The following is a 12,689-nucleotide window of genomic DNA, read 5'->3' as shown; positions in this document are numbered from 1 at the left end:
GAATTTTATAAACGAACCATATGGGAACAATATAGGAAAGAGGAAAATTGGAGCCCCGCTGCATCGTCATCCCGGGCTTGATCCGGGGTCCATTTGCGCGCGGTTAGCTGGATCCCGGATCAAGTCCGGGATGACGATGCAGTGGGACGAGAGGAGGCGCGCCCAACGCCGCCCCGTGTCAGGGCGGGGCGACGAAGGGGGGAGGGTGTGACGGCGCGGGCGCCTACATCTCAATCGTGATGCGCACCTTCGACGGGGTGGTGCCCGCGGCGTGGGCGATTTCGGCGCGCATGCGGGTGACGAGGTCGGACAAATGGTCGCTGCCCGGCGCGCTGTCGCGGCTCAAGAGCTCGGTCGGCGAGGTGCCGAGGAGGTCGGCGAGCGCCTGCAGCCGCGCGAGCCGCGGGCGCGAGCGGCCCTGTTCCCAATAGCAGATCGAGGTGACGGTGACGCCGAGCCGGCCGGCGATGTCGGTCTTGCTGAGCCCCCTGGCCTGACGCAGCCGCGCGAGACGGTCGCCGAGCACTTCATAGCGTGTGCCGCTGTCCGGGTGGGCGTGGATCACAGACGTGCAACCTTTTCGACTTCGAGGTGCAACATACCAAAGTTAAGGGGGGTCCGGCTTTCAACATTTCACCGATTATGGCGGGGAGAAATGCGTAGGGCGAGCCGCCAAGCGGGTGGATTGCGGGCGGGGCGCGGTGCCCCTATCGTGCGGGGACAGGAGACTGCGATGACCGCGACGGACGGGCAGCCAGGTGTGAAGGTTTATCCGCGGATCGAGGACATCGCGGTGCATTGCACGCTGAACGACGGCACCGCGGTGTGCCTGCGCACGATCACTCCCGACGACGCCCCGCTGATCCGCGAGGGAATCGCGAAGCTGTCGGCGGAGTCGCGCTATCTGCGCTTTTTTTCGCCCGCGCCGGTGCTGCCCGACGCGGTGGTCGAGCGGCTCGCCGATGTCGACGGGCACGACCATATCGCGTGGGGCGCGATCTGCACCGAATGCCCGGGGCAGCCGCCGATCGGCGCGGTGCATGCGGTGCGCCACCGGGCGGGCGGGCCGGTGGGCGAATTTTCGATTGCGGTGCTCGACGCATTCCAGGGGCGGGGGCTGGCGCGGATGATGACCGCGGCGCTGCTTGTCCATTGTCATGCCGAGGGGCTCGACATGCTCGAGGTGCATATGCTGTCGGAAAATGCCGCGGCGCGGCGGCTGGTGAAATCGCTGGATGCGGCGTGGGCGGGCGAGTCGGCAGGGGTCGCGGACTATAAGCTCGATGTCGCGGCGGGGATCGCGGCGCTGCGCGCCGACAGCGACGCGCCGGGGGTGCAGGATGTGCTGCGCGGGCTCGAACAGACCGGCGGCTAGTCCCTCCCGCCGCCCTGGGTCGCTGGTGGCGGCGGAAGGGTGGTCCGTGAAATGGTTCGCTGAAAGCGAGTTCCCGTCCCGTTCAGGGTCAATATCCGCGATTGCCCGGGGCGGGGGTGATCGAGATCACAGGTCCGCGAAAATATGCACGATAAAGGGCGCCGGAATGAACCGGCGCCCTTCACCCTGCCCTTTAGGGCAGGCAGCCCTTACTTCTTAGCGGGGTCGGCCGGCGGCGTGGTGGGGGCGACTTCCGACGGGGCGATCTCGCCATTGTCGTCCATCGCGTTGGCCTTTTCCTCGCCGGCGGCTTCGACGGCATCGGCCTTAGCTTCGGTTGCTTCCTTGGCCGCGCCTTCGGGCATGGCGTCGGCCTGCTCGTCGATCACGTCGGCCTTGGCTTCGGCCTGATCCTCGACCTTATCGGCGGCCGGGCTCTGGCAGGCGCCGAGTGCGAGGGCCGAGGTGGCGGCGAGGGTGATGAACATCTTACGCATATTGAATGACTCCCAAAGTTGACTTGGAGGCTTAACGCGGGGTGAACGGAAGGGTTGCAAAGAAAACGTCAAGAGCATGAAATCGCGCGTATTTCTTTTGATGCGGCGTTGTTTGGGGGTGGGAATTCAGGGAGCATCCCTTACCCTGGCATAGACGTACCCGACGACGTCAAGCCATCCGGCGAGCGTCCGGACGCGCACCTGTCCATCCATGGGCCCCGGCAAAAAAAGAGGGCGCCCGAAGCGCCCTCTCTCATGCCTGGTCCGGTCCCGCGGCCCTTAGAAGCGCTGTTGGCGCTCGTAGAGGTCGCGGTAGTGCTGGATGCGCGTGACGCGCAGTCCGGGCATGCCGCTGCGGTCGATCGACCGCTGCCAGCCGGCAAATTCCTCGAGGGTCAGCCCATAGCGTTCGCACGCCTCGTCGACGGAAAGGAGTCCGCCGTTAACGGCCGCGACGACCTCTGCCTTGCGGCGCACGACCCAGCGGGTCGTCGACGGGGGCGGCAGCGAGTCCAGCGTCAACGGCTCCCCGAGGGGGCCGATAACCTGTGCGGGCCGGATTTTCTGATTCTCGATCATAGTCATTCCACATTATTACCGTCGGAGGGGGGTATGTCCGACGCATTCGTATCTAGATCAGAGGGGTTCAACATCGGCTGAAATCCTCTGGTAAACAGGCCGTTCATAGTTTCGGGCAGGGCGTTCGGATCGTCGGACAAATCGAAGAAGCGAACGACGCGCGGGGCTTTTTGTTCCGCCCTTGCGCGCGTCCCGCAAAATATGTGGCGCACGGCGTTAAGCTTCGCCGCATGGCGTTCGCGATGCGCCTGCGTGCGCAGCTGCCGCACGGTCGGGAGGGCGGCCTGGCGTGCGCTGGACACGGCCAATATGATGTCGAAGCCGGGCTTTGACAGCTTGGCCGCACCGGCGATGCGCGGAAGATCGGATGGAACGAAGTTCATGCGACTCGTCTACGCCAGAGGAGCTAAGGTCCCGTAAATGCCCGTTTCAGACCCTGTTAGCGAAGCTTAACCCCCGTCAATATCTTGACACTTTGCGCGGAAAAGCTGGCATTTTTGCGTATGCATCCCTAGATGGCGCCGATCATGATCGAGACGATTCCTTCCCCTGCCGGGCTTGCCCAGGCCGACTTTCAGCTGCCGATGCCGCTGAAAGACCGGCGAATCGTCGTTGCGATGTCGGGCGGAGTCGACTCGAGCGTCGTCGCGGCGCTCGCCGCGCGTTCGGGCGCCGAGGTGATCGGCGTGACGCTCCAGCTTTACGATCATGGCGCCAAGGCGAAGCGCGTCGGCGCGTGCTGCGCCGGACAGGATATCCGCGACGCGCGCGCGGTCGCCGACCGGCTGGGCTTCGCGCACCATGTCTATGATCATGAAAGCCGCTTCCGCGACACGGTGATCGACCAGTTCGCCGACGAATATCTGTCGGGGCGGACGCCGATTCCGTGCGTGCGCTGTAACATGGGGGTGAAGTTCACCGACCTGTTCCGGCTCGCCAAGGAGCTGGGCGCCGACTGCCTTGCGACGGGTCATTATGTCCGCCGTATGATGGGCCCCGCGGGCGCCGAACTGCACCGCGCGGTCGACCCGGCGCGCGACCAGAGCTATTTCCTGTTCGCGACGACGCAGGACCAGCTCGACTTTTTGCGCTTTCCGCTCGGCGGGCTCGAAAAGAGCGTCGTGCGCGAGATTGCGCGCGACCTTGGCCTTGGCGTCGCGGGCAAGCCCGACAGCCAGGATATTTGTTTCGTGCCCGACGGCGATTATGCGACGCTGGTGCGCAAGCTGCGCCCCGAGGCCGACGATCAGGGCGAGATCGTCCATGTCGACGGCACCGTGCTCGGCGCCCACAAGGGCCTGATTCATTATACGGTCGGACAGCGGCGCGGGATCGAGATCGGCGGACAGGCCGAGCCGCTTTACGTGGTGCGCCTCGAAGCCGGGACGAAAGCGGTGGTTGTCGGGCCGCGACGCGCGCTCGCGGTTTCCGGCGCGCGGCTGGGCGAAGCGAACTGGCTGGGCGCCGTCGACGGGCGCGATGTGATGGCAAAGGTGCGCAGCATGGCGAAGCCGGTGCCCGCGCGTGTCGCGGGCGACCGGCTGATCTTCGCCGAGGCCGAATATGGCGTCGCGCCGGGACAGGCGGCGGTGCTGTACGATGCCGCCGACAATTCGCGCGTGCTGGGCGGCGGCTGGATCGAAGAGACCTTCGCGGCGGACGGCCTTTAACCCGGAATAGATTGAACTTTCTTCCCCGATGGCGCAGCTTCGCCGGAAACAGGGAGAAGAATGATGGTCAATTGGGTCTTGCGCGGCGCCGTCCTGCTGTGGGCGCTGTTCTTTGTCATCGTTGGCGCGCGCGGGTTGTTCGACCCCGCGAGCTATACCGAGACCTTTGGCATATTGGTCGAGGGTCCCGCGACCAATACGATCCGCGCCGACCTGTCGGCCTTTTTCCTTGTCGCCGCCGGCGCGGCCGCGATCGGCGCGCTGGTGCCGGGCTGGCTGCGCGCGCTGCTCGTGCCCGCCGCACTGTACGGCACGGCGCTTGCCGGCCGGTTGTTCGGGGTGGCGAGCGGCGACGCGGTCAATACGGGGATCGTGCAGGCGATGATCATCGAGGCGCTGACCGTGCTGCTAATGGTCGGAAGCTGGTGGGTGTTGTCGCGGCCGGTGGCGGCGGTTGATAATGCGATGCCCGTCGACGCTGGATAGCGGGCGATCCGATGAGTTTCGCGGACAGCTATCTAGGAAAGTTGCGTTCGCTCGTCGGGAGCCGCTGCCTGCTCGTCCCGGGCGCGCGCGTCGTGATAATCCGGAGCGACGGGTCTATTCTCCCGCAACATCGAAGCGACTTCGGCGTGTGGGGCCTTCCCGGCGGAAATGCGGAAGAGGGCGAAGATCTGACGGAGGCGGTCGTCCGCGAGACGCTTGAAGAGACGGGACTTCGCATTCGAAATCCCGTGCCCTTCGGCTTCGGCAGCGATCCGGGCTATGAGACGGTGCGCTTCCCGAACGGCGATGTTTGCCAGTTCTTCGTCATGATGTTCTACGCGACCGAATTTGACGGCGCTGTAACCGCCGACGGATCGGAAACGCTGGACCTGCGATGGTTTCGCCCGGACAACCTGCCCCCGATGCTCGAGAATATGCGCCGAAGCATCGAGGCTTATACCGCTTTTGAGAAGAGCGGGTCGTTTCAGATGATCTGATCCATGAATGGTTCGGCAAGGCGCCGACGAGCCGGACATCGGCGGGAGCATGCTAGTGGCGGCCGAGGCGTAGCACTTGTAAGAGTCTCGGAACCAGAATTGGAAGGTGTTCCGTGGCTATGTCGTCGCAAAATGAAATTTATCTGGTTCGGCATGGTGAAACCGAATGGAACGCCTCTGGCCGCTTTCAAGGAAAGCTCGACTCTCGCCTGACAGAAAAGGGTGCGGCACAGGCAGCCGCATACGGACGGTACCTTGCCGCAGTGGCGGCCGAGATAGATGTGTTGGTCGCAAGTCCGTTAGGCCGAGTGCGCGAAACCACCGCCATCATCAAAACTTTTGGAAAGTTTCCGGAGCCCCAGTGGGAGCCCCGAATTGCCGAGGTTTCGGTTGGTTCGTGGGACGGTCTTACACATATGGACATCGACGCCCAGTGGCCGGGGCGATTGGACGAAACGACCCCGTTCGACTGGTTTTTCCGGTCACCCAATGGCGAAAGCTATGATGCTGCCATGGCGCGAGTGTCTCAATGGCTGGATGGCTCACAAGGCGTCGTACTTGCCGTGTCGCATGGATTAGTGGGGCGCCTCATTCGGGGAGCCTATCTCGGTCTGGCCAAGGACGATGCCCTCGGTTTGCCCGTTCCGCAGGACGTAATATGGCGGTTAGCCAATGGGCGCGTTGAGCCTATTCGCGTCAGCTGACGCGGATCGGGGATGTCCGCCATTCGAGATGTGGCTGCAAACTGCCTGTCGTATCCACCCCAAGGCTGACCCGCCCACAAACGGCGGATTTCCCGCGTTGCTTGTCTTTTTAACCATTTTGTGAGTTATTGCGCGCCGGGTCGCTTCTGTTTTCCTTTGTGGTGGGGAGGAAGCGTATGACAAGCGATGAGGACAAAAGGGCGAGTTCGGAGCGGCGGTCGAGTGACCGCCGGACGACCGACGACCCGAATTACAAAGGGCCGGATCGCCGAAAGGGCGATCGGCGGACGGGTAAGGATCGCCGTTCCGACTGAGTGCGGCGGCGCGTGCCGGCAGGAGAAGAAATTTGACCGAACCGCGCGTGCCGCGCCTGAGCGTCGACATCGTGTCCGACGTGATGTGCCCCTGGTGCATCATCGGCTGGCTGAAGTTCCGGAAGGTCATGGACCATTTTGCGGGACGGCTGGATTTCCGCGTTCAGTGGCATCCGTTCGAGCTTAACCCCGATATGTCGCCCGAGGGCGAGGATGCCGGGGCGCATGTCATGCGCAAATATGGGATCAGCGCCGAGCAGAGCCGCGCGAACAGCGGCAAGATGGCGGGGGTCGCCGCCGACCTTGGCTTCACCTTCAATCGCGGGCCGGAGTTCCGGATGCGCAACAGCTTCGATGCGCACCGCCTGCTCACCTGGGCGGGTGCGCTCGAAGAGCCCGAGCAGGATGCGGCGACGGGCGTCCAGACCGCGTTGAAGCTCGCGTTGTTCACTGCGCACTTCACCGACAATCGCGATGTGAGCGACCATGATGTACTGGCCGATGTCGCGGCGTCGGTAGGTCTGGACCGCGCGCGGGCGGCGGCGATCCTGGCGTCGGGCGAGTTCGGCGAGATGGTGCGCACCGAGGAAGCCTATTGGGCCGACCAGAATATCACCGGGGTGCCCGCCTTCATTCTCGGCGGGCGGATGCTGATCCCGGGGGCGCAGGATCCCGAGGTGTTCATTCGCGTGATCGAGACGAAAGTGCTGGCGGCCGCCGCCTGAGGAACGGCGGCGCAATCCCGCGCGTTTCCCGGCTACCCCACTAAAAGGAGCCGGCCATGATCGACGATCCCCGCAAAGCAGATGTCCAAGCCGACGAGGCGCCCGAAGCGCGCAACCGCGAGCAGGATGACGAGGACGCGCAGGCGCAGAGCGTCGCTGAAGCCGCGCGCCGCGACCGCCCGCAGGAAGACAGCGACAAGGTCAGCAGCGGCGACGATAGCGACGATGTGCAGGATCTGGTCGATCATATGAACCAGATGGAGCGGTCGGGTGTGATCGACATGGACGCCTATCGCGGCGAACGCAGCGACGACGACGAGGATGACGAGCTTGGCCCGGGCGGGGTCGAGGACGACGAGCCACGCGGCGCGCCCTGATCGTTCGCCGCCAGGTTGAGGGTCAAAACGGCGCCGTACCGGGCGTGATTGACGCCCTTTGTTCGCCATAGCGGAGCCGCCTCGTTGGGATTTTGCTAAGCCTCGACCGCTAGGGTCGCGGCATGTCCGGACCCGATTTTCACTATCCGCAGCGCCGTATCGCCCGCCGCAGCAGGCCGGTGCGCAGACGGCGCGCCATCCGGTCGAATTTGTGGCTGGCGCCGGTGATGGCGGTCGCCTTCGTCGCCGCGCTCGCGCCCTTTCAGCGCTTTCCGGGCGGCGCCGAAGCGGTGTCCGCGCCCGTGGCGTCCATGTTCGCGGGCGGCGAAGGCGCAGCAGCGCGCGACGCGCTGTCGGCGCGCTTCGCGCTCTGTCACAGCGGCGGCGGCAGCAATTGCGTCGTCGATGGCGACACCTTCTGGTTCGCGGGCGACAAATATCGCATCGCCGACATCGACACCCCCGAAACGCATCCTGCGCGCTGTGCCGAGGAGGCGGCGCTCGGCGAGGCCGCGACCGAACGGCTCCGCGCATGGCTGAATGCCGGCGCCTTCAGTCTGGAAAGCGCCGGGCGCGGCACCGACCGTTATGGCCGCAAGCTGCGCATCGTCACGCGCGGCGGGGCAAGCGTCGGGTCGGTGCTCGTTGATGAAGGGCTGGCGCGACCTTGGGAGGGGCCGCGGCGCGCCTGGTGCTAATCGTTCGGGATGACGGCTTCGGCCTCTTTGGCCGCTGCATCCGCCGCCGCGTCGGCGGCCTCGGCGGCCGCCTGGGCTTCTTCCACCGCTTCCTCGATGGTGTCGTGTTCCGCCGGAGGGAGTTCGATTGAGCCCTTCAGCGGCGCGTTCGGTCCGGCGAGCTGGCGGTCGATGTCCGCGGCGATCAGCTGGGCGACCGGGTCGTCGCCAAGCGCGCCGAGTTCGTCGCGGCGCGCGGTGAGCGCGGCGGCGCGGTCTTCTTCGGGCAGCCGCGCGACCTCGATGTAGAAGCGCACCGCCTGCAGCCAGGGGGCGTCGTCGGTCAGCACATCCTCGGCCCAGCGGCTGAACGGGCCGCCCGCCGCGTGCCATGTGCCGTCCTGCCGATCGAGGAAGAAGAGCACGCGCGACCCGCGCGGAAAGACATAGCGGACGCACGCGCCGGCAAGGCTCTGCGGATGCGCTTCCTGAAGTTCATAAGGATTGCTGAGCTGAATGTCGGCATCGGCCGCGATCATGGCGGGCAGGGCGATCGGCGCGTTCGGCATCGCGCCCTTGAGCGCCGCGAAGGGCTCCACCGCAATCATCTGTTCCGGCGTGCTGTCGGGTTCGAAATCGCCTGCGGTCACGGTGCCGAGCAGGATGAGGTCGGCGCCTTCGACCAGTTCGAGGTTGGTCGGGACGCGGTAGTCCGGTGCGACCGAGCAGGCGAGGGCGGGGAGCGGCGCGGCAAGAAGCGCGACGGCAGCGAGCATGGAAAGGGGGCGCATCGCCGGAGGGTAGCGGTGCGGCGGCCGTATGGAAAGCGGCGCGGCTTTGGGGCGGCTCGCCCTGGTGTATGGAGCCGACTCGCTTTCTGCGCGTATGATGGCCAGGCTCCCCTCCCCGGAGCGGCAAGGAGAATGACCATGGCAGAGCATGACCATAGCGCGATCAAGGAAGGTCTGAATGTTGTCGGCGCGGACGGCGTCCACATCGGCACCGTCGACCATCTCGACGGCGAACGCATCAAGCTGACCAAGGCCGACAGCGGCGACGGCAAGCATCACTACCTGCCCGCCGGCCTCGTCGCGGCGGTCGAGGGCGACACGGTCCGCCTGTCGGCGAACGCCGCGAACGCGGTCGACCTGTTCGAAGAGGCCGAATAGCCCCGACGAGATAACAGAGGGCCGGCGGCGCAATCGGGCGCGCCGGCACCGAACTGGCCCGTCCCCTCCCCTGGGGCGGGCCATTTTCATTTGCGGGCTCGGCACAACGGCGAAAGGGAGCCGGTGTCCCGGCTCCCTCCCCGATCGCTGGCGCGATGCGGTCTCCTGAATTTTAAGGCGGGGAGCCGAGTGCACCCGGCTCCCCCCAGCGCGGCCACGTCCCTTATTGCAAGGGGTCGCCGCGGCTAGTTCCGTGTGTCAGCGCGATTCGATCGCCGCGGTGGTGCGTGCCTGGATTTCGGCGCTCGACAATTTGGTGACGAGGCCGTGGGTCGCACCCACCGCGCCATGATAGATCTGGGCGATCGGCACGTTGTAGAGCTTGCCGCCGCGGACCACGACCGCAGTGTCGCCCTCGACGCTCTGTACCGTTCCGACGCTGTTGCCGCCGGTGTCGTAAAGTTCGGCCCCCGCGCGCACCTGTTCGCGCGTCGCAAGAGTAAGGTTCGCGGCATCGACGGTCTTGCCGACCGTGCTGTCGACGCGGTCGACAGTGCCGCCGACGGGGTTGGTGACGCCATCGACAGCAGCATCGACCGCGCCGCCTTTCAGTCCGACCTTGCCGACGAGATTGACGTTGGCGCTGCCGTCGGGGGCGAGCTGGGCCGGCGCGGGCGCGGGCGCGGGCGCGGGTGCGGTCTGGGCGAGCGCGGGGACGACGAGGAGGGCGGGGGCGACCGTCAGAAGGGCAAATGCTTTGCGCATGTCTGTCTCCGTCGTGGGATCTGGGTCAGGCATCGGCGCGCCCCGCGGGGGGGAAGGGGGCGGCGCCGATGCCTTAACGGGACAAACTTGTGCAATGTCCGATTGTTGCATCGCGCCCGGCCGGTTGCGACGGACCGGCGCGCGCGAGCGACGAGTGGCTAATGCGGTTGCGAACGTGATGGTTTTCGGGGCGCGGCGATCAGTTTGTTGAGGGTAGCGAGGCGCTGGCGCGCTGCGGTCCAGTCGCGTTCGGGGTGCGCCTGAATCTGATCGAGGAGGATGCGAACCTCCTTGCGGCGGTCGCCTTCGGTTACAGCCTGCATGGGCTTTCTCCTTTCGCGCCGGAGTATAGCAAGGATCCGGCGCGGCGGGCGGCGATCCGTCGTGCGGCCGGGGCGGTTAGTCCGGTCGGGACGCCGCGTCGCGGCGCGCATTCTGACGCAGCTGTTCGCGCGCGCGCTGGCGGGCGATTTTGCGGTCGTGGCGGTTGTGGCGCAGGTACGCGATGCCGGCGATCGCCGCCGCGACCAGCAACAGGATCAGGCCGTAGGCAATGAGGATTCTGGTCTCGATGATCTCGACTCCCTGGGCGCAGCCGTCGCGCCGCATTACTTACGGATGCTTCACCCTTAGGTTCCCTTTGCAGCGTCGCGGTGCCCGCCGGTCGCCTGCCCGTCCGCGCCCTTTGGCGTTCGGCGAGTGGGATAAGCGGGCGGGCCGATGGGGGGGGCAGCTTGTCAGACTTGCCGCCTCTTCGCGCCTCGGAACAAGGCGTCGGCACGGGGGAGGGCGGAGCGAAGATCGCAAAGGTCGCCCACGGCGCGCCCGGACCAAAGGTCGCAAAGGTCGCGCGCGCGTGCGATGTATTCGCGCGGCGGGGCGGCTGCGGATTTCAACGGTTCAAAAGAGCGAGGGGCGCGAGGCTGGCACGCGGCGGCAATGTCGGAAAGGCGCGCGCGGTCCTGTTTCGCACCGGCGCGAAAGGGCATAAGCCGGGGCGGGGTAGCGCGGGGCGGCGACGATCCCTATTTAGGCCGCGATGACTGACGGGGACCGGAAAATGGTGGTGGTGGCACGGCTGCGCGCGGCGCCGCTGGTGGGGTGGCAATTCGCGTGCGCGGTGCTGCTCGGCGTGCTCGCCGCGCGGCTCGACTGGGGCGGCACTCCGGTCGATGCCTTCTGGAACATGGTGTTCGGGCAGCCGTTGCTGCTGCTCGGGATCGCCGCGGTGCTGGCGGTGTGGGCCTATGTGATCGGTATGTGGCGGCGGCGCGGCGATTATCTGCGCCACGACGGGGTGACGCTCTATCGCGGCGGCAGCGCGCGCTGGCCGCTCGCGCTGGTGCGCGACGTGGTGGTGGCGCGCGGCAATATGGGGGTGGAATCGCTGCGGCTGGTCGTCGACGACGACAGCGAAGTCACGCGCGAGCTGGTGAAGCTCTATATGCTCGAAGACCCGCCCGAGGTAGTGCGCGACGGGGTGATGTTCGCGGTGGCGCGGGTGAGCGGGGCGATGCGGCCGGTTACCGTGCATTGACGCGCGCGGGGTCGCTCTGGCGGTCCCAAAGTTCAGCGAAGTTCAGCCCTGTCGTCATCGCGCGTCGGCATCGCCGGCGACGCCGGGACCGCTTCGCCCGCGTCGTCGCGATACCAGTGCGGTAGTTCTCCGTCGCACAGATCGGCCACTTCCAGCGCCACCGCGAGATCGCCCGGGGCCATCAGCGCGGCGGGCGCGGCCGGCGGTTCGGGGTGCAGATGGACCAACGCCTCGGCCACCGGGGTGGTGGCGGGGGCGGCGATGCGGTCGGGGCCGGCGTCGCGAAACCGGTCGGGGCCATAGGCGCGCAGCAGGAACATCCGCAAGCGGTCGCTCTGGCGCAGGCAGCGGCCGACGCGGTTGCCGTCGCGGTCGAACACCGGCTCTTCGCTGCCGACCAGCGCGCGTTCGAAAGCGGCGTCGAGCAATTTCTTCGACGCCGCGTCGATCGCCGCCGACCAGGCGCGGTCGAACGCCTCCGCCCCCGGCGCGCGGCGCAGGCGATAGGCGGAGGATTCGGACATGCCGACACATTGCGCGGCGGTGGCGACCGAGCCGCTGTCGGCCAGCGCCTCGGTAAAGGCGCGCTGTCTGTCGGGCGACCAGCCGTCCTTGCGGCGCTTTTTCAGCACCGGCACCCAGTCGTAAGCGGCAGGGTCGTGGCCGTGCGCGTCGAGCGCGGGGGTGGTTTCGGTCGTGGGAGCGGGTGTCGCGTCGGGCGCGGGGATGGGGGCCATGTGGCTCATCTGCCAGTTTGGAGCATAGGCGAATAATGTAGGACAGCGGTTTTTGGGGTGGGGTGTGCGAAATAGGATTTGGCGCGCGGTGCGGCGCGGGGATTGAGCTTCGCGCGAAGGCTTAGAAACAAGAAATGCTACCCCTCTTTCGTCACCCCGGACTTGATCCGGGGTCCATGACGCCGGCGCTGCTATGGATGCCGGATCAAGTCCGGCATGACGAATGAGGGGGGAGGTGTGGTGGAGGGCCGTCACCCACCCAGCGGCGGCAATCCCAATTCCTCAGCCAAGTCGCGCCAATCCGGGTTTGCCGCCTCGATCAGGTCGATCTTCCACTTGCGCTGCCAGTTCTTGATCTGCTTTTCGCGCGTGATCGCGGCGTGCATCGTCCCGGCGAGTTCGAACCAGACGAGCGTTTTGACGCCATAGCGGTCGGTGAAGCCGCCGAAACTGCCGTCGCGGTGCTGGCAGATACGCTGGATCAGGTGCGAGGTGACGCCGGTGTAGAGCGTGCCGTGCCGCGCGCTTGCCATGATATAGGCGCAGGGCTGGAAGTCGGCGTGCATGGGGTGGAGGCTAG

20 protein-coding genes are annotated in these 12,689 nt (G+C 66.4%); 10 read left to right on the top strand and 10 right to left on the bottom strand.

Translation table 11 applies throughout. From position 1 onward, the window contains the following. Positions 1-223: 223 nt before the first annotated feature. Complete coding sequence (locus ASD73_RS04615; protein ID WP_056368753.1) at positions 224-565, bottom strand: helix-turn-helix domain-containing protein; 342 nt, start codon at positions 563-565, stop codon at positions 224-226. Positions 566-733: 168 nt separating this feature from the next. On the opposite strand from ASD73_RS04615, the gene ASD73_RS04610 reads away from it, so the two are divergent. Next, positions 734-1,375, top strand: coding sequence for a GNAT family N-acetyltransferase (locus ASD73_RS04610; RefSeq protein ID WP_056368755.1), 642 nt, complete (start codon positions 734-736; stop codon positions 1,373-1,375). 209 nt (positions 1,376-1,584) lie between these two features. On the opposite strand, the gene ASD73_RS04605 is transcribed toward ASD73_RS04610, so the two are convergent. From ASD73_RS04605 to ASD73_RS04595, 3 genes are all read right to left on the bottom strand, one after another. Next, a complete protein-coding gene (locus tag ASD73_RS04605) occupies positions 1,585-1,863 on the bottom strand; it encodes a hypothetical protein (protein ID WP_235534131.1) in 279 nt (92 codons plus the stop codon). A 288-nt stretch (positions 1,864-2,151) separates the two neighbouring features. Continuing rightward, entirely contained in the window at positions 2,152-2,451 is a 300-nt protein-coding gene (gene sciP, locus ASD73_RS04600) for a CtrA inhibitor SciP (protein WP_037518529.1), read from the bottom strand. A 2-nt stretch (positions 2,452-2,453) separates the two neighbouring features. Continuing rightward, a complete protein-coding gene (locus tag ASD73_RS04595) occupies positions 2,454-2,834 on the bottom strand; it encodes a hypothetical protein (protein ID WP_056368758.1) in 381 nt (126 codons plus the stop codon). Positions 2,835-2,966: 132 nt separating this feature from the next. Here ASD73_RS04595 and mnmA point away from each other — a divergent pair, with 132 nt between their 5' ends. The 7 genes from mnmA (at position 2,967) to ASD73_RS04560 (ending at position 7,922) form a co-directional block, all read left to right on the top strand. Further along, on the top strand, positions 2,967-4,121 hold the full coding sequence (mnmA, locus tag ASD73_RS04590; RefSeq protein WP_200934876.1) for a tRNA 2-thiouridine(34) synthase MnmA: 1,155 nt from the start codon (positions 2,967-2,969) through the stop codon (positions 4,119-4,121). Positions 4,122-4,184: 63 nt separating this feature from the next. Beyond that, positions 4,185-4,607 (top strand): hypothetical protein, encoded by a 423-nt coding sequence (locus ASD73_RS04585; RefSeq protein ID WP_056370291.1) that lies wholly within the window; start codon positions 4,185-4,187, stop codon positions 4,605-4,607. Positions 4,608-4,618: 11 nt separating this feature from the next. Continuing rightward, entirely contained in the window at positions 4,619-5,104 is a 486-nt protein-coding gene (locus ASD73_RS04580) for an NUDIX domain-containing protein (protein WP_056368760.1), read from the top strand. Positions 5,105-5,223: 119 nt separating this feature from the next. Next, on the top strand, positions 5,224-5,808 hold the full coding sequence (locus tag ASD73_RS04575) for a histidine phosphatase family protein (protein ID WP_056368762.1): 585 nt from the start codon (positions 5,224-5,226) through the stop codon (positions 5,806-5,808). Positions 5,809-6,154: 346 nt separating this feature from the next. Continuing rightward, positions 6,155-6,847 (top strand): DsbA family oxidoreductase, encoded by a 693-nt coding sequence (locus ASD73_RS04570; protein WP_082521355.1) that lies wholly within the window; start codon positions 6,155-6,157, stop codon positions 6,845-6,847. A 56-nt stretch (positions 6,848-6,903) separates the two neighbouring features. Continuing rightward, on the top strand, positions 6,904-7,224 hold the full coding sequence (locus ASD73_RS04565) for a hypothetical protein (RefSeq protein ID WP_056368764.1): 321 nt from the start codon (positions 6,904-6,906) through the stop codon (positions 7,222-7,224). 122 nt (positions 7,225-7,346) lie between these two features. Then, on the top strand, positions 7,347-7,922 hold the full coding sequence (locus ASD73_RS04560) for a thermonuclease family protein (RefSeq protein ID WP_156377284.1): 576 nt from the start codon (positions 7,347-7,349) through the stop codon (positions 7,920-7,922). Here the strand turns inward: ASD73_RS04560 and ASD73_RS04555 are convergent. Then, positions 7,919-8,692: a hypothetical protein gene (locus ASD73_RS04555; protein ID WP_156407302.1), complete on the bottom strand. Its 774-nt coding sequence runs from the start codon at positions 8,690-8,692 to the stop codon at positions 7,919-7,921. The genes ASD73_RS04560 and ASD73_RS04555 overlap by 4 nt on opposite strands. Before the next feature lie 138 nt (positions 8,693-8,830). On the opposite strand from ASD73_RS04555, the gene ASD73_RS04550 reads away from it, so the two are divergent. After that, the gene (locus tag ASD73_RS04550; protein ID WP_056368769.1) at positions 8,831-9,070 is read left to right on the top strand and encodes a DUF2171 domain-containing protein; all 240 of its coding nucleotides are present in this window, start codon (positions 8,831-8,833) and stop codon (positions 9,068-9,070) included. Between the two features lie 258 nt (positions 9,071-9,328). Here the strand turns inward: ASD73_RS04550 and ASD73_RS04545 are convergent, their stop codons facing one another. From ASD73_RS04545 to ASD73_RS04540, 3 genes are all read right to left on the bottom strand, one after another. Further along, the gene (locus ASD73_RS04545) at positions 9,329-9,835 is read right to left on the bottom strand and encodes a hypothetical protein (RefSeq protein ID WP_056368770.1); all 507 of its coding nucleotides are present in this window, start codon (positions 9,833-9,835) and stop codon (positions 9,329-9,331) included. A 158-nt stretch (positions 9,836-9,993) separates the two neighbouring features. Then, the gene (locus tag ASD73_RS22990) at positions 9,994-10,158 is read right to left on the bottom strand and encodes a hypothetical protein (RefSeq protein WP_200934875.1); all 165 of its coding nucleotides are present in this window, start codon (positions 10,156-10,158) and stop codon (positions 9,994-9,996) included. A 76-nt stretch (positions 10,159-10,234) separates the two neighbouring features. After that, positions 10,235-10,444, bottom strand: coding sequence for a hypothetical protein (locus tag ASD73_RS04540; protein WP_056368772.1), 210 nt, complete (start codon positions 10,442-10,444; stop codon positions 10,235-10,237). A gap of 430 nt (positions 10,445-10,874) precedes the next feature. Here ASD73_RS04540 and ASD73_RS04535 point away from each other — a divergent pair, with 430 nt between their 5' ends. Next, on the top strand, positions 10,875-11,372 hold the full coding sequence (locus tag ASD73_RS04535; protein WP_156377283.1) for a hypothetical protein: 498 nt from the start codon (positions 10,875-10,877) through the stop codon (positions 11,370-11,372). Between the two features lie 32 nt (positions 11,373-11,404). On the opposite strand, the gene ASD73_RS04530 is transcribed toward ASD73_RS04535, so the two are convergent. Then, on the bottom strand, positions 11,405-12,118 hold the full coding sequence (locus tag ASD73_RS04530; protein ID WP_156407303.1) for a hypothetical protein: 714 nt from the start codon (positions 12,116-12,118) through the stop codon (positions 11,405-11,407). A gap of 242 nt (positions 12,119-12,360) precedes the next feature. After that, complete coding sequence (locus ASD73_RS04525; protein WP_056368778.1) at positions 12,361-12,675, bottom strand: GIY-YIG nuclease family protein; 315 nt, start codon at positions 12,673-12,675, stop codon at positions 12,361-12,363. Positions 12,676-12,689: the final 14 nt, after the last annotated feature.

Source organism: Sphingopyxis sp. Root154 (genome assembly GCF_001427105.1).
Taxonomy (GTDB): domain Bacteria; phylum Pseudomonadota; class Alphaproteobacteria; order Sphingomonadales; family Sphingomonadaceae; genus Sphingopyxis.
This window is presented reverse-complemented; position numbering and strand designations above follow the sequence as displayed.